19 protein-coding genes are annotated in these 21,408 nt (G+C 63.7%); 10 read left to right on the top strand and 9 right to left on the bottom strand.

What is annotated here, in order from left to right; translation table 11 throughout:
- Positions 1 to 70 precede the first annotated feature (70 nt).
- On the top strand, positions 71 to 1,477 hold the full coding sequence (locus tag REH34_RS13820) for an adenosylmethionine--8-amino-7-oxononanoate transaminase (protein ID WP_311971919.1): 1,407 nt from the start codon (positions 71 to 73) through the stop codon (positions 1,475 to 1,477).
- Positions 1,478 to 1,652: 175 nt separating this feature from the next.
- Positions 1,653 to 2,381, top strand: a complete 729-nt coding sequence (locus REH34_RS13825; RefSeq protein ID WP_311971920.1) for a 16S rRNA (uracil(1498)-N(3))-methyltransferase — start codon at positions 1,653 to 1,655, stop codon at positions 2,379 to 2,381.
- On the opposite strand, the gene trhA is transcribed toward REH34_RS13825, so the two are convergent.
- The 7 genes from trhA to REH34_RS13860 form a co-directional block, all read right to left on the bottom strand.
- Positions 2,378 to 2,995: a PAQR family membrane homeostasis protein TrhA gene (gene trhA, locus REH34_RS13830; protein WP_226505497.1), complete on the bottom strand. Its 618-nt coding sequence runs from the start codon at positions 2,993 to 2,995 to the stop codon at positions 2,378 to 2,380. The two genes, REH34_RS13825 and trhA, sit on opposite strands and share 4 nt — an antisense overlap.
- Positions 2,996 to 3,185: 190 nt before the next feature.
- On the bottom strand, positions 3,186 to 3,638 hold the full coding sequence (locus tag REH34_RS13835) for a chemotaxis protein CheW (protein WP_311971921.1): 453 nt from the start codon (positions 3,636 to 3,638) through the stop codon (positions 3,186 to 3,188).
- A complete protein-coding gene (locus REH34_RS13840) occupies positions 3,631 to 8,865 on the bottom strand; it encodes an Hpt domain-containing protein (RefSeq protein WP_311971922.1) in 5,235 nt (1,744 codons plus the stop codon). Before REH34_RS13840 ends, REH34_RS13835 begins: the two co-directional genes overlap by 8 nt.
- 56 nt (positions 8,866 to 8,921) lie before the next feature.
- Complete coding sequence (locus REH34_RS13845) at positions 8,922 to 10,970, bottom strand: methyl-accepting chemotaxis protein (protein ID WP_311971923.1); 2,049 nt, start codon at positions 10,968 to 10,970, stop codon at positions 8,922 to 8,924.
- 33 nt (positions 10,971 to 11,003) lie between these two features.
- Complete coding sequence (locus REH34_RS13850) at positions 11,004 to 11,546, bottom strand: chemotaxis protein CheW (RefSeq protein WP_226505493.1); 543 nt, start codon at positions 11,544 to 11,546, stop codon at positions 11,004 to 11,006.
- A gap of 3 nt (positions 11,547 to 11,549) precedes the next feature.
- Entirely contained in the window at positions 11,550 to 11,915 is a 366-nt protein-coding gene (pilH, locus tag REH34_RS13855; RefSeq protein ID WP_226505492.1) for a twitching motility response regulator PilH, read from the bottom strand.
- Positions 11,916 to 11,961: 46 nt separating this feature from the next.
- On the bottom strand, positions 11,962 to 12,384 hold the full coding sequence (locus tag REH34_RS13860; protein ID WP_226505491.1) for a PleD family two-component system response regulator: 423 nt from the start codon (positions 12,382 to 12,384) through the stop codon (positions 11,962 to 11,964).
- Between the two features lie 224 nt (positions 12,385 to 12,608).
- Here REH34_RS13860 and gshB point away from each other — a divergent pair, with 224 nt between their 5' ends.
- The 7 genes from gshB to REH34_RS13895 all read left to right on the top strand — a co-directional run bounded on the left by gshB (position 12,609) and on the right by REH34_RS13895 (position 18,609).
- A complete protein-coding gene (gene gshB / locus REH34_RS13865) occupies positions 12,609 to 13,562 on the top strand; it encodes a glutathione synthase (RefSeq protein ID WP_311971924.1) in 954 nt (317 codons plus the stop codon).
- Between the two features lie 224 nt (positions 13,563 to 13,786).
- Complete coding sequence (locus tag REH34_RS13870; RefSeq protein ID WP_409373324.1) at positions 13,787 to 14,614, top strand: energy transducer TonB; 828 nt, start codon at positions 13,787 to 13,789, stop codon at positions 14,612 to 14,614.
- Positions 14,615 to 14,679: 65 nt separating this feature from the next.
- Positions 14,680 to 15,249, top strand: a complete 570-nt coding sequence (locus REH34_RS13875; protein ID WP_226505489.1) for a YqgE/AlgH family protein — start codon at positions 14,680 to 14,682, stop codon at positions 15,247 to 15,249.
- Entirely contained in the window at positions 15,249 to 15,686 is a 438-nt protein-coding gene (ruvX, locus tag REH34_RS13880) for a Holliday junction resolvase RuvX (protein WP_226505488.1), read from the top strand. The genes REH34_RS13875 and ruvX overlap by 1 nt, the downstream gene beginning before the upstream one ends.
- A gap of 118 nt (positions 15,687 to 15,804) precedes the next feature.
- Complete coding sequence (gene pyrR / locus REH34_RS13885) at positions 15,805 to 16,323, top strand: bifunctional pyr operon transcriptional regulator/uracil phosphoribosyltransferase PyrR (protein ID WP_226505487.1); 519 nt, start codon at positions 15,805 to 15,807, stop codon at positions 16,321 to 16,323.
- 13 nt (positions 16,324 to 16,336) lie between these two features.
- Positions 16,337 to 17,341, top strand: a complete 1,005-nt coding sequence (locus REH34_RS13890; RefSeq protein WP_226505486.1) for an aspartate carbamoyltransferase catalytic subunit — start codon at positions 16,337 to 16,339, stop codon at positions 17,339 to 17,341.
- Positions 17,338 to 18,609, top strand: a complete 1,272-nt coding sequence (locus tag REH34_RS13895) for a dihydroorotase (protein WP_311971926.1) — start codon at positions 17,338 to 17,340, stop codon at positions 18,607 to 18,609. The genes REH34_RS13890 and REH34_RS13895 overlap by 4 nt, the downstream gene beginning before the upstream one ends.
- A gap of 112 nt (positions 18,610 to 18,721) precedes the next feature.
- Here the strand turns inward: REH34_RS13895 and REH34_RS13900 are convergent, their stop codons facing one another.
- Complete coding sequence (locus tag REH34_RS13900; RefSeq protein WP_226505484.1) at positions 18,722 to 19,144, bottom strand: NINE protein; 423 nt, start codon at positions 19,142 to 19,144, stop codon at positions 18,722 to 18,724.
- A gap of 250 nt (positions 19,145 to 19,394) precedes the next feature.
- Between REH34_RS13900 and REH34_RS30210 the strand changes: the two genes are divergently transcribed.
- Positions 19,395 to 20,252 (top strand): C40 family peptidase, encoded by an 858-nt coding sequence (locus tag REH34_RS30210; RefSeq protein ID WP_409373298.1) that lies wholly within the window; start codon positions 19,395 to 19,397, stop codon positions 20,250 to 20,252.
- Between the two features lie 105 nt (positions 20,253 to 20,357).
- Here REH34_RS30210 and REH34_RS13910 read toward each other — a convergent pair whose 3' ends face one another.
- Positions 20,358 to 21,392 (bottom strand): type IV pilus twitching motility protein PilT, encoded by a 1,035-nt coding sequence (locus REH34_RS13910; RefSeq protein WP_226505483.1) that lies wholly within the window; start codon positions 21,390 to 21,392, stop codon positions 20,358 to 20,360.
- Positions 21,393 to 21,408: the final 16 nt, after the last annotated feature.

Here is a 21,408-nt window from a genome sequence, read left to right on the forward strand (position 1 = left end):
GCGGGCATTGCATAGGCTTGCGCGATTGTTTGCCGAGCGCGCCAATGCGGTCGCTGCCAGGAGAGAAAAAATGGGCCTCAATGACCAGTGGATGCAACGTGACCTCAAGGTCCTTTGGCACCCCTGCACCCAGATGAAAGACCACGAACAGCTGCCCCTCATCCCTATCAAGCGCGGCGAGGGCGTGTGGCTCGAAGACTTCGAAGGCAAGCGCTACCTCGACGCCGTCAGCTCCTGGTGGGTCAACGTGTTCGGGCATGCCAACCCGCGCATCAATCAGCGCATCAAGGATCAGGTCGACCAGCTGGAGCACGTGATCCTCGCGGGCTTCAGCCACCAACCGGTGATCGAGCTGTCGGAGCGCCTGGTGGCAATGACACCAGAGGGCCTGACGCGGTGCTTTTACGCCGATAACGGCTCATCGTGCATCGAAGTCGCGCTCAAAATGAGCTTTCATTACTGGATCAACCGCGGCCAGCCGAACAAGAAGCGCTTCGTTACCCTCACCAACAGCTATCACGGTGAAACCATCGCCGCCATGGCCGTGGGCGATGTGCCGCTGTTCACCGAAACCTACAAGGCGCTGCTGCTCGACACCCTCAAAGTACCCAGCCCGGATTGCTACCACCGCCCTGAAGGCATGAGCTGGGAGGAGCATTCGCGAAACATGTTCGCGGCCATGGAGCAGACGCTGGCCGAGCATCACGACACGGTCGCGGCGGTGATCGTCGAGCCGTTGATTCAGGGCGCGGGCGGCATGCGCATGTACCACCCGGTGTATCTCAAACTGCTGCGCGAGGCCTGTGACCGCTATGGCGTGCACCTGATCCATGACGAAATCGCCGTCGGCTTCGGCCGCACCGGCACTATGTTCGCCTGTGAGCAGGCCGGCATCCGCCCGGACTTCCTGTGCCTGTCCAAGGCCCTCACCGGCGGCTACCTGCCGCTCGCGGCCTGCGTGACTACCGAGGAAGTCTATAGCGCCTTCTACGACGACTACCCGACCCTGCGCGCGTTCCTGCATTCCCACAGCTACACCGGCAACCCACTGGCCTGTGCTGCGGCGCTGGCCACCTTGGATATCTTCGAAGAAGACAACGTGATCGCCAACAACCGCGCATTGGCGCAGCGCATGGCCACCGCCACCGCGCATCTGGTCGATCACCCGCACGTTGCCGAAGTGCGCCAGACCGGCATGGTGCTGGCGATCGAAATGGTCCAGGACAAAGCCAGCAAGACCCCTTACGCCTGGCAGGAACGCCGCGGCCTCAAGGTATTCCAGCATGCCTTGAGCCGCGGTGCGCTGCTGCGTCCGCTCGGCAGCGTGGTGTACTTCCTGCCGCCGTATATCGTTACGCCGGAGCAGATCGACTTCCTCGCCGAAGTGGCCAGCGAAGGCATCGATATCGCCACCCGCAGCGATGTGAGCGTGGCGGTGCCGGCGAACTTTCATCCGGATTTTCGCGATCCGGGGTAGTCGCACGCCGCAGCTTTTGCATTGATGCTGATGGCCTCTTCGCAGGCAAGCCTTGCTCCCACAGGTGTACGGCTGTCGGACAAAAAGCTGCTCTTACAGGTGTACGGCTGTAGGAGCAAAGCTTGCTCGCGAAGAGGCCCGAAGAAACACCACAATATTCAAAGAGACACCGCAAATGCGACTTTCCCGCTTCTTCATCGACGCCCCCCTGAGCCTCGGCGAACACGAACTGCCCGAGGCCCAGGCCCATTACATCAGCCGCGTACTGCGCATGGCCGAGGGCGATGCTGTGCAACTGTTCGACGGCTCCGGCCAGGAGTTTCTTGGCGCGCTGCTGGAAGTCGGCAAGAAGCGCGTCAGCGTGCGCCTGGACCAGGCGATCGCCGGCCAGCCCGCGTCGTCGTTGCCTATTCATCTGGGCCAGGGCCTGTCCCGGGGCGAGCGCATGGACTGGGCCATACAGAAGGCCACCGAACTGGGCGTCGACGAGATCACGCCGATTGTCAGCGAACGCTGCGAGGTGCGCCTCAAGGACGAGCGCGCCGACAAACGCCTGCAGCACTGGCGCCAGATCGCAGTCAGCGCCTGCGAGCAATGCGGCCGCTCGACCGTGCCGGTGATTCATCCACCACAATTGCTGGCGGACTGGCTGGCCGGCACCGAAGCAGCGCTCAAGCTGGTACTGCATCCAGTGGCCGAACCGCTCACCAATCATCCAGCGCCGGCGACCCTGGCGTTTCTGATCGGGCCGGAAGGCGGCTTGTCGGATGCCGAAGTCGAGCAGGCCCAAGTCAACGGCTTCCACTCCGCACGCCTGGGCCCGCGGGTGCTGCGTACCGAGACCGCGCCTGTGGTGGCGCTAGCGGTGGCCCAGCAGCTGTGGGGTGATTTCCAGGCCTCCTAAATCACATAGAAAAACACCGCAATGAAGTGCATCACGCTCCCAGCAATCACAAACAGATGCCAGATGCCGTGAGCGTGGCGCATACGGTGATCCAGGGCAAAAAAGATAATGCCCAGGGTATAGAACACCCCTCCCCCCGCCAGCCAGGCGAAGCCCGCCACCCCCAGCGTCGCCAGCAACGGCTTGACCGCCACCAGCACGATCCAGCCCATTACCGCATAGATGACGATGGACAGGATCCGCGCCTCGCTACGGGGCTTGATCTCCTGCAGCATGCCGATCACCGCCAGCCCCCAGACCACCCCGAACAAGCTCCAGCCCCAGGGCCCGTGCAAGCTCACCAGACAGAAGGGTGTGTAGCTGCCGGCGATCAACAGATAGATGGACAGGTGATCGAGCTTTTGCATCACCACCTTCGTCCGCCCGCGGACGCTGTGATACACGGTGGAGACGCTATAGAGCACCATCAGAGTGACGCCGTAGATGGCCACGCTGACGATCTTCCAGGGATTGCCTTGCAGGCTGGCCAGCACCAATAACCAGATGGCGCCGACGCTTGCTGCCACTGCGCCGACCAGATGAGTCCAGGCGTTGAGCTTTTCGCCGTGATACATGCAGTTGAATCTCCATGGCCAGAATTCAGGGCCCATGCTACACAGGCGATGTGAAAAAAATCTGATGGTTTGGGCGTTGGGGTGGCCTCACTGGCCGCTTTGCGGGCACCTCTAGCGCCCATATGCGTACGACTCACCATTGTGGGGCCAAGGCGTGCCCGCGAAGACGCCATCACCTGCACCGCAACGTTCAATAATTCAACAACAACCGCTCCAGCCCATCCAGATCAGGAATCTTCGCCACCCGATCACTGATCTGCACCGCCGCCAACTCCAGCTCAGCCAAAGGCACATCGACATAACTCAACTGGCTGTCGACCTTGCATGACCGCGGCACAGCCTGGATCAGGATCGCCATGAACTGCAGCGGCCCATCGCTCAGGCAGTTAAGCACCACGATCCGCGCATCCTCGCCGACCACTACCGGCGCACCGCAGGCGGCCTCGAAGCTCACCAGCGGAATCTGCAGCTCGCGCCACACGATCATCCCCAAGTGCCACACCGGGGCGCCCCGCACCGGTTGACGCAGTTGGTAGTCGATCAGCTCGGCCACCGCCACGTTGGGCAGCACCAGGCTGCGGTCGGCCAGCGGCAACATCAGCGTGGTCAGGGTGGTGCGCGGCGCGCTGGTGAAATCAGGCATGCTGGCCACTCCACTGGGCGATGCTGTCGAGCAATTGCGTCTCCTGATAGGGCTTGCCGAGGTAGTCGTTGACGCCGATCGCCAGGGCGCGGTCGCGGTGCTTGGCGCCGGTACGCGAGGTAATCATGATGATCGGCAGATCGCGCAGACGCGGGTCGCGACGGATCTGGGTGGCCACTTCGAAGCCGTCCATACGCGGCATTTCGATATCCAGCAGCAACACATCCGGGCGCTGCTCACGCAGCAGCGCCAGCGCCTCGACCCCGTCACGGGCCGTGAGCACCTGCATGCCGTGGCGTTCGAGCAAGCGGCTGGTGACCTTGCGCACCGTCACCGAGTCGTCCACCACCATCACCAGCAGCGGCCTTGGCTGCGCCTGCTCGACGGGCCCATAAACGCGTTCTTCGCTATGCAATGCACCATGAATCTGCCGGGCCTGATGGGCGCGAATCTGCGCCAGCAGGTCAAGGATCAACACCACCCGCCCGTCGCCCTGGATGGTCGCACCAGACAGCCCCTGCACCGCCGCCATCTGCACCCCGAGGCTCTTGACCACGATCTCCCGCGAGCCCGCCAGCGCATCGACCTGCACCGCCACCTGATGGTCGTGAGAGCGGATCAGCAACAGCGGCACCGGTAATGTCTGGCCCAACAGCGGCGGGCGCTCATTGCAATGCAGCAGATCGCCCAGATAGCGCAGTTCGAAATCCTGGCCGCCGTAGACGTAGTGCGGATCGGCCGCGTTATAGCGCGCCGCCAGTTCGGCCGGTGGCACCCGCACGATGCCTTCGATGGTATTGAGCGGCACCGCATACAGCTCATCGGCGCATTGCACCATCAAGGCGCGGTTGACCGACACACTGAAAGGCAGACGAATCCGGAAGGTCGCGCCGCTGCCCGTACTGGAGTGAATGGTCATCGAGCCGCCAAGCTGCTTGACCTCTTCATGGACCACGTCCATGCCCAGCCCACGCCCGGAAATCTGCGTGACCTTGGCCGCCGTGGAAAAGCCCGGCTGCAGGATGAATTGCAGGATGTCGTGATCGCTGACATCACTGGCCGGGTCCAGCAGGCCGCGCTTGATAGCCTTGTGGCGCACCGCCGCGAGGGGCACGCCGGCGCCGTCGTCGCTCATCTCCAGCACCACTTCGCTGCCTTCGTGCACCAGTTGCAGGCTGATCCGCCCTTGCGCCGGCTTGCCCGCCGCCAGGCGCACTGCGGTGGACTCCAGCCCATGGTCGACGGCATTGCGCAGCATATGCTCCAGCGGCGCGATCATCCGTTCGAGGACACTGCGGTCCATCTCGCCGTCGGGGTTGCCGATATCGAATTCCACCTGCTTGCCCAGTTCGTCCGCGACCTGCCGGACGATCCGCTGCAAGCGCGGCAGCAGGCGGCCGAAGGGCACCATGCGGGTGCGCATCAGGCCTTCCTGTAGGTCGGTGTTGACCCGTGCCTGATGGCCGAGCAGCGTCTGCGCGTCGTGGGCGCGGGCGCTGAGGGTGTCCCTGAGTTCGGACAGGTCAGATGCCGCTTCGAACAACGAACGCGACAGCTGTTGCAACTGGGAATGGCGGTCCATCTCCAGTGGGTCGAAGTCTTCATAGCCCAGACGATCCGGCTCGCTGGCGCGGCGGCTGAGCACCCGCGCCTGGGCTTCGGTGTCGAGGCGGCGCAACTGCTCGCGCATGCGCTCCAGGGTGATGTCCATTTCCAGCAGCGCGCTTTGGCTGTCGTTGACCTGCTGTTCGACCCGGCTGCGAATGATCGAGGCTTCACCCGCCAGATTGCCCAGGGTGTCGAGCACCTCGGCAGGCACCTTGACCATATCGGCCTGGCCTCGCTCGGTGCCGCTGACGGCGCCCTCAGGCGCACCGGCCACGATGGGCGCAACAACCGCTGCGGGCACTGGCTCGGGCGGGCTGCTGAAGGTGCGAATGGCCTCGATCAGCGTGCTCGCCTGCGGTACAGGCTGGCCACTGCGCACCAGGTCGAGCATCTGCGCCAGGCGGTCCTGGCCTTTCTGCAACAGCTTGAACAGCGCACTGCCGGGCTGCAGAGTGCCGGCCGAAGCGCTTTCATAGAGGAATTCGAGCTCGTGGGTGAGGTCGCCGATGGCGGCGATCTCGACCATGCGCGCGCCGCCCTTGAGGGTGTGCAGATCGCGCAGGAGGTTTTCTACCTCCAGGCTGTTTTGCGGTTCGCCGCGCCAGCGCAGCAGGGCCTCGCCGGCACTTTCGAGGATGTCGCTGGCCTCTTCGAGGAAAATCTCCAGCAGTTCGTTGTCCGGGTCGGCGGTTTCCTGCGCGGCCGGGCGACTGGCACTCTGCAGGCTTTCGCTGATGGCACTGGAGGCGCCCTGACGCCAGGCCGCAAGCGCCAGCACCAGCGCCTGGGGATCGCTCAGCGCTTCGCCTGCCTTGTATTGGCGCAACAACGCCGCAAGGGTCGCGTGGGCCTCGGACAGCAGCGCGCCCAGGCGCTCGTCGGCCTGCAAACGTTTGTCCTGCACGCCCAGGTACAACGGCAACAGGGCTTCGGCCAAGGCACTGACCGGGGCGACTTCGGCCATTTGCGCGCCGCCGTCGAGGGTTTCCATATCGTGACGCAGGGCGGTCAGCGGCGTGAGGTTGTCGGGCTCGGCGAGCCAGCGTTGCAGGGCCTGGTCGGCGCTGCCGAGGATGTCCCGGGCTTCTTCGACGAACAGCTCGGCGACCTCGTCCAGCGCGGTCGAACCCTGTAACGAAGGGGCTTGCCCCCGATTGGGCACGTCAGCCCCTGACGACGGGCTGGCACGATTTTCCCGAACAAGCCCCCTCGCTACAGATGCGGTGGGGGCAGCGAGATCCTTGGCGTCGGCGAGGTCGGTGGCGGTGGCGCTATCGAGGGCGCTGATCGCACTGGCCAGCTCGGTAATCCGCCCAGTGCCATGCTCCACCAGCCCGGTAGCATCCGGCGCCAGTCCACCTTCGAGCAGCTCGCGCAAGCCGCTGATCTGCTCCGGTTGTGGATCGATCTCCTGGCCGGCGGCCACCTGATCGAGCATATTGATCAGCGCCTCGTGCGCCTGGCGGACTGTGGCAAAGAATTCCTCGCTGATCGCCACGCTGCTTTCTTCAACGGCGCCGTAGACGTCCAGCAGCGCCTCGCACAACTCATCCATGTCCATCAAATCGGCCAGGTGCGCGCCCTGCCCCAGCGTGGTCAGGTCGTCCAGCAGCGTGGTCAAGTCGTCGCGTTGGGCAGGATGCTGCTGCCAGTGGTCGAGGCGGTTGTCGGCATCCAGCAGAATATCCATGCCTTGCTCGAGAAAACGGCTGATCAACTGCGGCTCACGGGTGAGCCGTTGCGGCGCATCGCTGGCTTCGTCGCCCTGCTCCAGTCGCTCCAGCACCTGCTGGACGAACTCGCCGATCAGCGCCTCGGCGCCCTCGATGACCGCCAGCGGCTCGGCCGGCAAACGCTGGACGCTGGCCTTGAACGCCTCGACCACCCGGCGCAACAGCTGCACCTGCGCAGCCTCGATGGGCCAGCGATGGCTCTTGAACTCGCGCACCATGCGGTCCATGGCGGTGGCCAGCGCGGCAATCGGCAACACCCCGGCCATCCAGGCGCTGCCCTTGAGGGTGTGCACCGCGCGCTGCGCGGCATCGCTGACCGGCAGCGCACCGTTGTCGGCCGCTGTGCGCAAAAAGCCCTCGAGGGTCGCGAGATGGGTCAAGGCCTCGTGACGGAAGATTTCCAGCAACTGGCGGTCGAAACCATCGGCATCGAATACACCTGCAGCACTCAGGGTGATGGCTTCGAGCTGGCTGTCCGGCGCCAATTGCCCTTCGCTCAGTGCGACCAGCCGTTGCACCAGTGGATCGACGGCCGGGTGCCGGCGCTGGGTGTCGTGAGCGAAATCGTCAAGCAACGCGGGCAACTGGGCGAGCACTTGTTCCAGGGCCTGAAATACCGCGGCACCCGGCTGAACGCAGTGGTCGACAATACGGTTGAGCAGGTGCTCGGCGGCCCAGCACATCTCGCTGGCGATGCTGGCCTCGACCATCCGCCCGCTGCCCTTGAGCGTGTGCAGGCAGCGGCGCAGCTCGATCAGGGCCGGGCCATGGGCGGCCGGGTCCTGCCGCCACTCGGCCAGACTGTCGCGGGCCTGGGCGCTCAGTTCGATGGCCTCTTCAAGGAAAATCGCGCGCAATTCGTCGTCGATCGGGTCGCTGTCCGCCGCGTGCACGACCGGCACAGCCACAGGCTCCGCAGCGGCCACGGGCAGGGGGTCGGCTTCAACGACCGGCGTGGGTGTCGGCGCAGGCAGCAGGCTCAGGCGCGCGAGGTTTTCCTCGGCGACCCCCAGCGCGGTGTCCACCGGTGATTGCGGATTATCCACGCGCCGGCCGAGATAGAAATCGATCGCCGTGAGCGCCGAGGCCAGGGCCTCGACATGCGGGTCCTGGCTCAGACCGTCAGCGCCCTGCCAATAGTGCAAGGCGTGGGTGCGGCAGCGGCGCAGCAGGTTGGCGGCGCGCTGCAGGCCGATCATCTCCATGGCGCCGCGCACTTGATCGAGCAACGTCGGCACGGCGTTCAGCACCTGCTGCTGTGCCGGGCCGCTTTCGGGGCCGTGCTCAACGCCACGTTCAGGGCCAGGAACACTGTCGAGGCAATCGTCGATCAGATCCAGCGCTTCCTGCAGGCAGGCGCGCGATTCGATCAGCACCACGCGGTGGATCTGCACCATGTCGGCGTCCTGATCTGGCGCCTGCGGGCTGATCACCTCGCGCTCGGCGCCGTCGCCAGCACCGATCATGCCGGCCAGGGTCGCCTCTACATACAGCAGCGCACCGGCCACATCCATCAGCACCGCCTCGCCAGGTTCGCGCTGGCCCTGGCTGAGGCCCTGGATCACCGAGACCTGATCGATGATGACCTTGCGCGGCTGGCCAAAGCCGAGCACGGCCAGGGTGTCGGCGACCTGGCGCAAGGCCGGCAGCAGCCCGTTCAAGGCGTCGACGTGCTGGCGATCGCTTTGCACGAACTGGTCGAGGCGCTGCTTGCTGTGGCGCAGTTCGTCGCACACGGCGCTGACCACCGAGCGCAACGCATCGCGGTCCGGGCCTGCCAAAGGCGGCAGTTGCGGGCCAAGCAGGGCCTGGCTGGCCTGTTTCAGCGATTCGGCCATGGCGCCCCTGAGCAGTGGCGCCGCGCCGTCATCCTGCCGATCAACCATAACGACTCCGATCAAAGTTCAGCGCCTGCCTGCTCCTCTCGACCCACACGCCTGCATCAACGTGCATCGGAGGGCGGCGGCAAAGTGAAACCCGAGACCGAACGGCGCATCTCGCTGGCCATGCGGGCCAGATTGCCGATGCTTTCGGCGGTGGTGGTGGAATCCGCCGAGGTCTGGCTGGTGATCTGCTGGATCACCGCCATGGTATGGGATATCTGCCCCGCCGACGACGTCTGCTGCTGCGCCGCGTTGGAAATCCCTTGAATCAACGCGGCGAGGTCCTGGGAGACGTTCTCGATCTCTTCCAGCGCTACCCCGGCATCTTGCGCCAGGCGCGCACCGCGTACCACCTCGGCGGTGGTCTGCTCCATGGAGATGACCGCCTCGTTGGTGTCGGCCTGGATCGCCCGCACCAGAGTCTCGATCTGTCGCGTGGCCGAGGACGAGCGCTCGGCCAGGCGCTGCACCTCGTCGGCGACCACCGCGAACCCGCGCCCGGCCTCACCGGCCATGGACGCCTGGATGGCGGCGTTGAGGGCGAGGATGTTGGTCTGGTCGGCAATGTCGTCGATCAGGTTGACGATGTCGCCGATTTCCTGGGAAGACTCGCCCAGGCGCTTGATCCGCTTGGAAGTGTCCTGGATCTGCTCGCGAATGTTGTCCATGCCGTGGATGGTGTTGTGCACCACCTCGTTGCCCTTGTTGGCGATGGCTACCGAACGCTCGGCGACCTTGGCCGACTCGTAGGCGTTGGTCGATACGTGATCGATGGACTGCGCCATGTCACTGATGGCCATGGAGGCGTCGGTGATTTGCGTGGCCTGGTGTTCGGAGGCCTTGGCCAGCTGCTTGGCGGTGGTCTGGGTGTCCTGCACGGCGCTGGCCACCGATTCGGCGATGTGGTTGATGGTCGCCACCAGGTCGCGCAGTTGATCGATGGAATAGTTGATCGAATCGGCGATGGTGCCGGTGAAGTCCTCGGTCACCGACGCGGTGACGGTGAGGTCGCCGTCGGCCAGGTCTTCGATCTCGTCCAGCAAGCGCATGATCGCGTTCTGGTTGCGCTCGTTCTTCTGCGCCGTTTCGCGCAGCTGGCGGTTGGTCTCGCGCACCATCACCAGGCCGATGAAGATGATCGAGAGCAAGGCCAGCAGGCCGAGGATGTAGCCGCCGATGGTGTCCAGCGAACGCCGCCCGGCCAGGTGCTCGAAGCCGGTGGCCAGCTGCGAGGCTTCGTCCAGCAGGGTCTGGGACATCGTGAAGATATTGTTGGCGGCCACCCGCACTTTGAACAGCTCGGGCGAGGTGGCGAGGATTTCATCCACGGAGCCGGAGATGAACTCGAACAACTCGGAGATTTCCTGCAGACGCGCGCGAGCATCGGCATCCTGCACTTGAGCGATGCGCTGGCCGACATTGCCGCTGAGCATGCCATTGAGCACCACGCCGAAGCGCGTGGCATCGCGGCCGAAGGATTCTGCGGCCTGGGCGGCGTTCTCGTCGCCACCCAGCACGGTATTGACCGAGCCGAGGATGCGCTGGGCCAGCAGCGACTGACGCTGCGCCAGTGCCACCTGACTGGCCGGCGCGCCGCGCTGGAGGAGGATCTCCACCACGCGCTCGGACTCGCGCTGCAGTTGCGGCACGGTTTCGGCCAGGGTCGCGGCGACCTGATGCAACGACAGCACGGTCTGCTCGCTGGCGAGGATGGTATCGGTGTTCTTGCGCAGGCTCTCCCAGTCGTGCTGGACGGTTTTCATCTCGTCGCGCACTTCCGGCGGCGCCGAGGGCAGGCCGGTGCGCTTGTCGCCTTCTTTGAGATAGCCCCAACGCCGATCGAATTCATTGCGCGCGTCGCTCAATTGCTTGAACGCATCAGCCTTGCCTGCCGCCGCTTCCCCGGCGTTCTTGGCGATGCGCTGGGACAGCACCCGCAGCTCGCCGGCATGGCCGATGTACTGCTTGTCGTAATTGGACTGGGTGTTGAGGTAGGCGAAGTTGGCGAACAGCAACATGATGAAGATGATCAGGGCCACGAACAGCCCGGCGATCTGCGCACTGCTGCGCGAGCCCTGAAGCGAGTTGCCGGTCACGGCCGCCATCATGGCAACCTCCGGCGTCGACGGTTGGCGATCGGCTCAAAGCGCGACATCACGAAACTCCACTGACTGCACCAAGGCCTGGAGGCTGAAGACGCTCCACACCTGTTCACGCTGAAAATGCCCCTGGACGAAGGGGGCCATGGCCGCACGGATCTGCAAGGGCGCGGCGGGCTCGAGGCTCTCCCGAGGAAAATGCTGCAGACCCAGGACTTCATCGACCACCAGGCCCGCGAACACCTCGGCGTGGTCGACCACCAGCACCCGGCGCCGCCGCGCACCGGAGGGCTCGACATCGAGCAGCTCGCACAGGTCCATGACCGGCAGCAAGCGGCCGCGCAGGTTGGTCATGCCCAGAACCCAGGGCTTGACCCCGGGCAGGCGGGTGAGCTGCGGCTCACGCAGGACCTCGGCGATGTCCTGCATGGGCGCCACCAGCCAGTGCCCGGCCAGGCGGAAACCGATACCGCTCCAGCTCCGCGCGGGCGCATTCTGGGACGGCAGCCCGGCAGCGTGGGCGCGACAACGCTGATCGATAGCCAGCAGCAGGTCGAACGCGGTACGCGCTTGCAACTTCGACACCCATCAGCCTGCGAGGACGGCGTTCAGGGTCCTGATCAGGCTGTCTTCATCGACCGGCTTGGTCAGGTAGTCACGGGCGCCCTGGCGCGTGCCCCAGACCTTGTCGGTTTCCTGATCCTTGGTGGTGATGATGATCACCGGAATGTGGCTGGTTTCCGGGTCCTTGGTCAGTTGCCGGGTCGCCTGAAAACCGTTGAGGCCGGGCATGACGATGTCCATCAGCACCGCATCGGGTTTTTCCTGGCGGGCCAGGGCCACGCCATCGGCGCCGTGCTCGGCCTTGAGCACGGTGTGGCCGTGCTTTTCCAGGATACTGGTGAGTTTGTACATCTCGGTCGGCGAGTCATCGACGATCAGAATTCGAGCCATGCTGTTCCCCATACTTGATAAGACGTCGTGACACGTTCAGCCCCTGTCAGGGCGCGGGTTGCGCTGCAACGGTGAAGCCGGGCACATGGGCCTGGATCGCACCCAGCAGGGTTTCCTTGCTGAAAGGCTTGGTCAAAAACTGCTCGGAGCCGACGCTGCGCCCCCGGGCTTTGTCGAACACCCCGTCGCGCGACGACAGCATCACCACCGGCGTCGCCATCAAGGCACTGTGGTGCTTGATCAAGGCGCAGGTCTGGTAGCCGTCGAGGCGCGGCATCATGACGTCGACGAAAATGATATGCACGGCATTATCGATGATCTTGACCAGTGCGTCGAAGCCGTCCACCGCAGTGATGACCTCGACACCGGTGTCCTTGAGCAATGCCTGTGCAGAACGGCGAATGGTCTTGGAGTCATCGATCACCATGACCTTCACGCCCGGATTCAAGGTGCCCTGATGCTGTTCCATGAGTGCTCGACGGTGATGGCCAGCATGCTGGCGAGCCAGGCCGGGCTGCGGACCTGAGTCCACAAGGGGCCTGTGTGTATTGCCAGCATTTTTAACACACTCGGGGAAGGCATTCCATCAACCACGCCGGCCTGCGGTTTTCCCTTGACCGCAGCGGCCGTCAGCGCCACCCTGACGCCACTTTTCACGCCCTATTCAGGCATTGCCGACAAGAGGAATTACCCATGAGCGTTCGCCTCGGAATTGTCATGGACCCGATCGCCGAGATCTCCTACAAGAAGGACAGCTCGCTGGCCATGCTGCTGGCCGCCCAGGAGCGCGGCTGGGAGCTGTTCTACATGGAGATCCAGGACCTCTATCAGGGCGACGGCCAGGCCCGCGCGCGGATGCGCCCCCTGAAAGTGTTCGCCAACCCGGACAAATGGTTCGAACTCGACGCCGAATCCGACGCGCCGCTGGCCGACCTCAACGTCATCCTGATGCGCAAGGACCCGCCCTTCGATCTCGAATTCGTCTACTCCACCTACCTGCTCGAACAAGCCGAGCGCGAGGGTGTGCTGGTGGTCAACCGTCCACAGAGCCTGCGCGATTGCAACGAGAAGTTGTTCGCCACGCTGTTCCCGCAGTGCACGCCGCCCACGGTGGTCAGCCGCCGCGCGGATGTGCTGCGCGAGTTCGTGGCCAAGCATGGCGATGTGATCCTCAAGCCGCTGGACGGCATGGGCGGCACCTCGATCTTCCGTCACCGCCCAGGCGATCCGAACCTCTCGGTGATCCTCGAAACCCTGACCGTCAACGGCACGCAGCAGACCATGGGCCAGGCCTATCTGCCGGCGATCAAGGACGGCGACAAACGCATCCTGATGATCGACGGCGAGCCCGTGCCCTACTGCCTGGCGCGCATTCCGGCGGCCGGCGAGACCCGCGGCAACCTGGCGGCTGGCGGACGGGGTGAAGCACGGCCGCTGACCGACCGTGATCGCTGGATCGCCGCCCAGGTCGGCCCGACGTTGCGCGAGAAAGGCTTGCTGTTCGTGGGCCTCGATGTGATCGGTGAGCACCTGACCGAAATCAACGTCACCAGCCCGACCTGCATCCGCGAGATCGACAATGCCTTCGGCACCCGCATCGGCGTGCAGTTGATGGATGCCATCGATCAAAAGCTGAAGGCTCGCTGAACCCTTCAAGGAACACCGCTTCTGTGGGAGCGGGCTCTGCCCGCGAAGAGGCCCGACATGACACCGCACCGCGCCATTCGTGGGCACAGCCCACTCCCACAGGAGCGGTGGCTAATGGATAACCGATGAAACGCGTTGCCCCCGTGCCTGCCAATCCTGCACCTGCGTCAGCCAAGGCCCCGCGTTCGCGCGTACGTCCGGCCGACCGTCTGGGGTTCACCCTGATGGTGGCGGCCTTGCTGCACGTGGCGGTGATCCTTGGCGTGAGCTTTGCCGTTACCCCGCCGAGCGAGATTTCACGCACGCTGGAAATCACCCTGGCACCGTTCAAGAGCGCCAAGGCGCCGGACAAGGCCGATTACCTCGCCCAGGACAATCAGGAAGGCAGCGGCACGCTCGACGCCAAGGCGCTGCCCAAGACCACCGAGATCGCGCCGTTCCAGGACGAAGCCATCAACAAGGTCACGCCGCCGCCCACGCCCAAACCGCTGGTCAACCCGGACACCCCGCAAGCCCGCAAAGCCGTGGCCACCCGCGCGCAGCAGCCACAAAAGACCGAAGCGCGGCCCGATCCGGTCAAACCGCAGGAGACGCCGAAGACCAACACCCCGGATTTCGAGAATACCGAGCAGTCCAACGAAATCGCCAGCCTCGAAGCCGAACTGGCCCAGGAGCAGCAGGCCTACGCCAAGCGCCCGCGCATCCATCGCCTGAGCGCTGCCTCGACCATGCATGACAAGGGTGCCTGGTATAAAGACGAATGGCGCAAGAAGGTCGAGCGCATCGGCAACCTCAACTACCCTGAAGAGGCACGTCGCCAGCAGATCTACGGCAGCCTGCGGCTGATGGTCTCGATCAACAGCGACGGCTCGCTGTATGAAGTGCTGGTGCTGGAGTCGTCCGGGCAACCGCTGCTGGATCAGGCCGCGCAGCGCATCGTGCGCCTGGCGGCACCTTTCCAACCGTTCACTGGGGACCTTTCCGACGTTGACCGGCTCGAAATCATACGTACCTGGCGTTTCGCCAAGGGTGATCGTCTTTCCAGCAACTGAACCCCTCACACGCTGAAGCATCTGCCAGCTTGTCAGGTGGTCGGGTCAACGCCACACTACATGCCATGAAAAAAGTCGAACCCAGTTACCTCAAGCATCAGTTCCTGATCGCCATGCCGCACATGGCCGACTCGAACTTTGCCCACACCTTGACCTACATCGTCGAGCACAGCGCCAATGGCGCCATGGGCCTGGTGATCAACCGCCCGCAGTCGCTAAATCTGGCGGACATCCTCGAGCAGCTGCGACCGGAAATCGATCCGCCGGTGAGCTGTCAGTACGTGCCTATCTATATGGGCGGCCCGGTGCAGACCGACCGCGGCTTCGTGCTGCACAGCCTGGGGCCCAAGTACCAGGCGACCGTCGATCTGGGCGATATCGCCCTGTCCACCTCTCAGGACGTGCTGTTCGCCATCGCTGACGGCGTGGGCCCCAAGCAAAGCCTGATCACCCTTGGCTATGCCGGCTGGGAAGCCGGGCAGCTGGAAGCCGAGCTGACCGACAACGCCTGGCTGACCTGCCCTTTCGACGCCGATATCCTGTTCGGCACCACCAGCGAGCTGCGTCTGGATGCGGCGGCGCGCAGCCTGGGGATCAACCTCAGCCTGCTGACCTCACAGGCGGGGCACGCCTGATGGCCATTCGTCTGCTACTGGGTTTCGACTACGGCACCAAACAGATCGGCGTCGCGGTCGGCCAGGTCATCACCGGCCAGGCCCGCGAACTGTGCACGCTCAAGGCGCAGAACGGCGTGCCGGACTGGAACCAGGTCGAAGCACTGATCAAGGAATGGAAGCCCGATGCAATTGTCGTCGGCTTGCCGTTGAACATGGACGGCAGCCCTAGCGACATGAGCGAACGCGCCGAAAAATTCGGCAGGCGCATCAACGGCCGCTACAACATTCCCGTGCACACCCACGATGAACGCCTGACCACCTTCGAGGCCAAGGGCGAGCGTATGGCCCGCGGCGGGCAGCGCGGCAGTTACCGCGACAATCCGGTGGACGCCATCGCCGCCGCCCTGCTGTTGCAAGGCTGGCTCGAGGCCAACGCCGATCAGCTAGGCGCCTGAGCGCTATTTTCAGAAGCCACACTTCCTGCGGCCGTGCTCCCCTGAACCTGGGGCCGGCTCAGGAGTGAAAATATTTCGCCCGGTGTGAATCGATGCCCGGCGCCTTTCAGGAGTACCCATGAGCCTTCCCAACCCCGCCGATCTGATCCGTCAGATGGCCATCGACCTGCAGGCCCATCTGGCCAAGCGCGAGATCAGCGAGCCACGGTACATCGGCATCCGCACCGGCGGCGTCTGGGTTGCCCAGGCGCTTTTGGCCGAGCTGCACAGCGAGGCGCCGCTGGGCACCCTCGACGTGTCGTTCTATCGCGACGACTTCAGCCAGAACGGCCTTCACCCGCAAGTGCGCCCCTCTGAGCTGCCGTTCGAGATCGAAGGCCAGCATCTGGTGCTGATCGACGATGTCTTGATGAGCGGTCGCACTATCCGCGCGGCCCTCAACGAGCTGTTCGATTATGGCCGCCCCGCCAGCGTGACCCTGGTATCGCTGCTTGACCTTGATGCTGGCGAGTTGCCTATTCGGCCCAATATCGTCGGCGCGACACTGTCGCTGGCCGCCCACGAACGGGTAAAATTGTCCGGCCCCTCACCGCTCGCCCTCGAGCGCCAGGACCTCGCCTCCGCCTCCAGCCTTTAAGGGTCCCCACGCGATGACGCCCATTGACGCCAAGCGCCCGCTGCAGCTCAACGACCACGGTCAGCTGCGGCATTTTCTTTCGCTCGACGGTTTGCCCAAGGCCTTGCTGACCGAAATCCTCGACACCGCCGACTCGTTCCTCGAAGTCGGCGCGCGGGCGGTCAAGAAGGTCCCGCTGCTGCGCGGCAAAACGGTGTGCAACGTGTTCTTCGAGAACTCCACGCGCACCCGTACCACCTTTGAACTGGCCGCCCAGCGCCTGTCGGCCGATGTCATCACCCTGAACGTGTCGACCTCCTCGACCAGCAAGGGCGAGACGCTGTTCGATACCCTGCGCAACCTCGAAGCCATGGCCGCCGACATGTTCGTGGTCCGCCATGGCGATTCCGGTGCCGCGCACTTCATCGCCGAGCACGTGTGCCCCGAGGTAGCGATCATCAACGGTGGCGACGGCCGCCATTCGCACCCGACCCAGGGCATGCTCGACATGCTCACCATTCGCCGTCACAAGGGCAGCTTCGAGAACCTCTCGGTAGCCATCGTCGGCGATATCCTGCACTCGCGCGTCGCGCGCTCCAACATGCTCGCCCTCAAGGCGCTGGGCTGCCCGGACATCCGCGTGGTTGCGCCCAAGACGCTGCTGCCGATCGGCATCGAGCAGTACGGCGTCAAGGTCTACACCAATCTTGAAGAAGGCCTTAAGGACGTCGACGTGGTGATCATGCTGCGCCTGCAGCGCGAACGCATGCAGGGTGGCCTGCTGCCGAGCGAGGGCGAGTTCTACCGCCTGTTCGGCCTGACCACCGCGCGCCTGGCCGGCGCCAAGCCGGATGCCATCGTCATGCACCCAGGGCCGATCAACCGCGGTGTCGAGATCGAATCGGCGGTGGCCGACGGTCCCCATTCGGTCATTCTCAACCAAGTCACCTATGGCATCGCGGTGCGCATGGCGGTGCTGTCCATGGCCATGAGCGGGCAAACCGCCCAGCGTCAATTCGAGCAGGAGAACGTGCAGTGAGTCTCAGCATCCTCGGGGCCCGTGTCATCGACCCCACCAGCGGCCTGGACAGCATCAGCGATCTGCACATCAGCGAAGGCAAGATAGTCGCCATTGGCGCCGCGCCGGCCGGTTTCAACGCCAGCCAGCAACTCGACGCCAAGGGCCTGGTAGCCGCCCCTGGCCTGGTCGACCTCAGCGTCGCCCTGCGCGAGCCGGGTTACAGCCGCAAGGGCACTATTGCCAGTGAAACCCGCGCCGCGGCGGCCGGCGGCGTGACCAGCCTGTGCTGCCCACCGCATACGCGCCCGGTGCTGGACACCTCGGCAGTGACCGAGCTGATCCTCGACCGCGCTCGCGAGGCCGGGCACTGCAAGGTGTTCCCCATCGGTGCGCTGAGCAAGGGGCTGGAAGGCGAGCAACTGGCCGAGCTGGTCGCCCTGCGCGATGCCGGTTGCATCGCCTTCGGCAACGGCCTGCAAAGCTTCCACAACACCCGCACGCTGTGCCGGGCGCTGGAATATGCCGCCACCTTCGACCTGACCGTGATCTTCCATTCCCAGGACCGTGATCTGGCTCAGGGCGGCCTCGCCCACGAAGGCCCGACCGCCAGCTTCCTCGGCCTGCCGGGGATTCCCGAAACCGCCGAGACCGTGGCCCTGGCCCGGGACCTGCTGCTGGTCGAGCAAAGCGGTGTGCGTGCGCACTTCAGCCAGCTGACCACCGCTCGCGGCGTGCAGTTGATTGCTGATGCGCAGGCGCGCGGCTTGCCGGTCACGGCCGATGTGGCGCTTTATCAGCTGATCCTTACTGACGAGGCGCTGATCGACTTCTCCAGCCTCTACCACGTGCAACCGCCGCTACGCACCCGCAAGGACCGCGATGGCCTGCGCGAAGCGGTAAAGGCCGGGGTGATTCAAGCGATCTCCAGCCATCACCAGCCCCACGAACGCGATGCCAAGCTGGCGCCGTTCGGGGCGACCGAGCCAGGCATCAGCAGCGTCGAACTGCTATTGCCGTTGGCACTGACGCTGGTGGCCGACGGCCTGCTGGACTTGCCGACACTGCTGACGCGCTTGAGCGCCGGCCCAGCCAAGGCCTTGCGCCTGCCAGCGGGCGAGTTGAAAGCAGGCGCTGCGGCGGACTTGGTGTTGTTCGATCTGGACGCCTCTACCGTGGCCGGCGAGCGTTGGTTGTCGAAGGGCGAGAACAGCCCGTTTCTGGGCCACTGCCTGCCGGGGGCGGTGCGTTACACCCTGGTGGATGGGCATATCAGCCACGGCGGCTGAGACCGTCCTTAATCATTCACCACTCCCCGGTAGGATCGCGCTCTGCCCGCGAAGCGTTTAACGGCTTCGTGGACAGAGCTCGATCCCGCAGGGGTGAGGGGTCGCCCATTATTCAGCGCCCGGACCGGGCATTGGAAAGCGACACTTGATCATTCAACGTCCAGAAGTCATACAGCACCCCTAGAAAGAACAACCCGCCGGTCAGTAGATAAATTATCCCGCTGATCCATTTGCCCTGATACATCCGGTGCACGCCGAACAAACCCAGAAACGCCAGTAGCAGCCAGGCCACGCTGTAATCCGTCGGCCCAGGGGTAAAGCGCAGGTCCGCTTCCCGGTCCATGGACGGGATCAGGAAGAAGTCGATGATCCAGCCGATTCCGAGCAGGCCCAGCGTGAAGAACCAGATCGTGCCCGTCACTGGCTTGCCGTAATAGAAGCGATGGGCACCGGTAAAACCAAAAATCCACAACAGGTACCCGAGCAGCTTGCTATGGGTATCCTGGGTGACCGGGTAAGAACGATAGCTACTCATAGGAGACCTCCAGACAGCTGATAGTTAAATTTTTTCATTATTTCTGTGACTTTTTTGTCCTGCCCCGACGTGTGGTCATTTTCTCGTACACCCCGGTCAAACCCGCGTTTTACCTGACTCTCTGGTCACCCAGTTAGCTTTTTCACCGTGATGGCACGTCTTTGACACAGCCTCGACGCTGAATGAAGGGGTTAATTCAGAAAAAAAACCTGTTATAAAGTTTCGCGCCTAACCAAACGAGCCTTGCCAAATGCGTCCTTTTTTCAAGACATGGCTAACCATCTGCCTACTATTGCCCCTGGCCGCCCACGCCACCAACCGTGAGCAACGACTTCCTGAACCAGCCGGTCACACGGCCAAAAACGAGAAAACCAAACCGAACATCAAGCTGGCTAAAACCGAAACCGCTACCAAGACTGCCAAGCCATCGGCAGCCGCCAAGCACAAGACACCTACCGAAGCTCGCAACACCAAGCACAAGGCCCCTGTTCTGGCGAAGAACAGCGTAAAAGACAAAGAACTGCACAAACTGGAGGCTGCTGCCGAAGCCCAGGCCGCCAACGAGGCGATTGACGCCAAGGTTGCCGAACTCTCTGCACAGTTGAACGGCCCAAGTCAGCCTATCCGTCGCGGCAAGCACAGCGAATCGCTGGTGTCGGCCCGTAACACCGCCGCACAGATGTCCACCAAGCAGAGCAGCGAAGTCCTCAGCCGCGCCGTGAACATGCTCGGTACCCCGTATGTGTATGGTGGCACCACCCCGAAGAAAGGCTTCGACTGCAGCGGGTTGGTCAAATATGCCTTCAAGGATGTACGTTCGGTGGACTTGCCGCGCACCTCCAATGCCATGGCCGAAGGTCACGGCCAGAAGGTCGATCGCAAAGACTTGAAACCGGGTGATCTGCTGTTCTTCAACATCGAAGGGCGCCAGGTCAACCACGTTGCCATCTACTTGGGCAACGACCGCTTCATTCACGCCCCACGCACGGGCAAGAACGTGTCCATCGACACGCTCGACAAGCCGTATTGGGATGAGCATTACGTCGTCGCCAAGCGCGTATTGCCCAAGCAGAAACAAGCCCCCGTGTTGCGCCTGAGCCAACGCTGAAATCAAAAGCTTCGCGGGCAAGCCTTGCTCCCACAGCGTTGACTGATCCTGAGTCATACACCTGTGGGAGCAAGCCTTGCCCGCGAAGCTTTTCGCTTTTTGCCTCTAGAAATTATCCGGCGTCTTCGCCTTCTCCCGCGCACTCTCACGCGCGATGATCCCTTTGCTCAGCAGATCCTTCAGGCAGGCGTCCAGCGTCTGCATGCCAATCGAACCACCGGTCTGAATGGCCGAATACATCTGCGCCACCTTATCCTCGCGGATCAAATTGCGGATGGCCGGAGTGCCGATCATGATTTCGTGCGCGGCTACCCGCCCGCCACCGATCTTCTTCAGAAGAGTCTGGGAAATCACCGCTTGCAACGATTCCGACAGCATCGAGCGAACCATGGACTTTTCTTCGGCCGGGAATACGTCGACCACCCGGTCAATGGTTTTCGCCGCCGAGGTGGTGTGCAAGGTGCCAAACACCAGGTGACCGGTCTCCGCGGCTGTCAGGGCCAGACGTATGGTCTCCAGGTCGCGCATCTCGCCCACCAGGATCACGTCCGGGTCTTCACGCAATGCCGAGCGCAGGGCATTGGAGAAGCCCAGGGTGTCGCGGTGCACTTCGCGCTGGTTGACCAGGCACTTCTTCGACTCGTGGACGAACTCGATTGGGTCTTCCACGGTGAGGATGTGGTGATGCTTGTTGGCATTGAGGTAATCAATGATTGCCGCCAGGGTGGTCGATTTGCCCGAACCGGTCGGGCCGGTCACCAGCACCAGACCACGAGGGACATCGGCAATACGCCGAAACACATCCCCCATGCCCAAGTCTTCCATACTCAGTACTTTGGACGGAATGGTTCGGAAAACCGCACCCGCGCCACGATTGTGATTGAATGCGTTGACCCGAAAGCGCGCCACGCCCGGCACCTCGAAGGAGAAGTCCGTCTCCATGAACTCCTCGAAGTCCTTGCGCTGGCGATCGTTCATGATGTCGTAGATAAGGTCGGTGACGGCTTTCTTGTCCAGCGCCGGCAGGTTGATGCGGCGCACATCGCCATCCACACGGATCATCGGCGGCAAGCCGGCCGACAGGTGGAGGTCGGAAGCACCTTGTTTCGCACTGAAAGCCAACAGCTCGGTAATGTCCATGAGACTCCCCAAATAC

Source organism: Pseudomonas baltica (genome assembly GCF_031880315.1).
Lineage (GTDB): Bacteria > Pseudomonadota > Gammaproteobacteria > Pseudomonadales > Pseudomonadaceae > Aquipseudomonas.

What these genes read in the sequence shown, in the direction of transcription:
- REH34_RS13820 (WP_311971919.1), top strand. Translation starts at nt 71, where the DNA reads ATGGGCCTCAATGACCAGTGGATGCAACGTGACCTCAAGGTCCTTTGG.
- REH34_RS13825 (WP_311971920.1), top strand. Translation starts at nt 1,653, where the DNA reads ATGCGACTTTCCCGCTTCTTCATCGACGCCCCCCTGAGCCTCGGCGAA.
- trhA (WP_226505497.1), bottom strand. Translation starts at nt 2,995, where the DNA reads ATGTATCACGGCGAAAAGCTCAACGCCTGGACTCATCTGGTCGGCGCA.
- REH34_RS13835 (WP_311971921.1), bottom strand. Translation starts at nt 3,638, where the DNA reads ATGCCTGATTTCACCAGCGCGCCGCGCACCACCCTGACCACGCTGATG.
- REH34_RS13840 (WP_311971922.1), bottom strand. Translation starts at nt 8,865, where the DNA reads ATGGTTGATCGGCAGGATGACGGCGCGGCGCCACTGCTCAGGGGCGCC.
- REH34_RS13845 (WP_311971923.1), bottom strand. Translation starts at nt 10,970, where the DNA reads ATGATGGCGGCCGTGACCGGCAACTCGCTTCAGGGCTCGCGCAGCAGT.
- pilH (WP_226505492.1), bottom strand. Translation starts at nt 11,915, where the DNA reads ATGGCTCGAATTCTGATCGTCGATGACTCGCCGACCGAGATGTACAAA.
- REH34_RS13860 (WP_226505491.1), bottom strand. Translation starts at nt 12,384, where the DNA reads ATGGAACAGCATCAGGGCACCTTGAATCCGGGCGTGAAGGTCATGGTG.
- gshB (WP_311971924.1), top strand. Translation starts at nt 12,609, where the DNA reads ATGAGCGTTCGCCTCGGAATTGTCATGGACCCGATCGCCGAGATCTCC.
- REH34_RS13870 (WP_409373324.1), top strand. Translation starts at nt 13,787, where the DNA reads ATGGTGGCGGCCTTGCTGCACGTGGCGGTGATCCTTGGCGTGAGCTTT.
- REH34_RS13875 (WP_226505489.1), top strand. Translation starts at nt 14,680, where the DNA reads ATGAAAAAAGTCGAACCCAGTTACCTCAAGCATCAGTTCCTGATCGCC.
- ruvX (WP_226505488.1), top strand. Translation starts at nt 15,249, where the DNA reads ATGGCCATTCGTCTGCTACTGGGTTTCGACTACGGCACCAAACAGATC.
- pyrR (WP_226505487.1), top strand. Translation starts at nt 15,805, where the DNA reads ATGAGCCTTCCCAACCCCGCCGATCTGATCCGTCAGATGGCCATCGAC.
- REH34_RS13890 (WP_226505486.1), top strand. Translation starts at nt 16,337, where the DNA reads ATGACGCCCATTGACGCCAAGCGCCCGCTGCAGCTCAACGACCACGGT.
- REH34_RS13900 (WP_226505484.1), bottom strand. Translation starts at nt 19,144, where the DNA reads ATGAGTAGCTATCGTTCTTACCCGGTCACCCAGGATACCCATAGCAAG.
- REH34_RS30210 (WP_409373298.1), top strand. Translation starts at nt 19,395, where the DNA reads ATGCGTCCTTTTTTCAAGACATGGCTAACCATCTGCCTACTATTGCCC.
- REH34_RS13910 (WP_226505483.1), bottom strand. Translation starts at nt 21,392, where the DNA reads ATGGACATTACCGAGCTGTTGGCTTTCAGTGCGAAACAAGGTGCTTCC.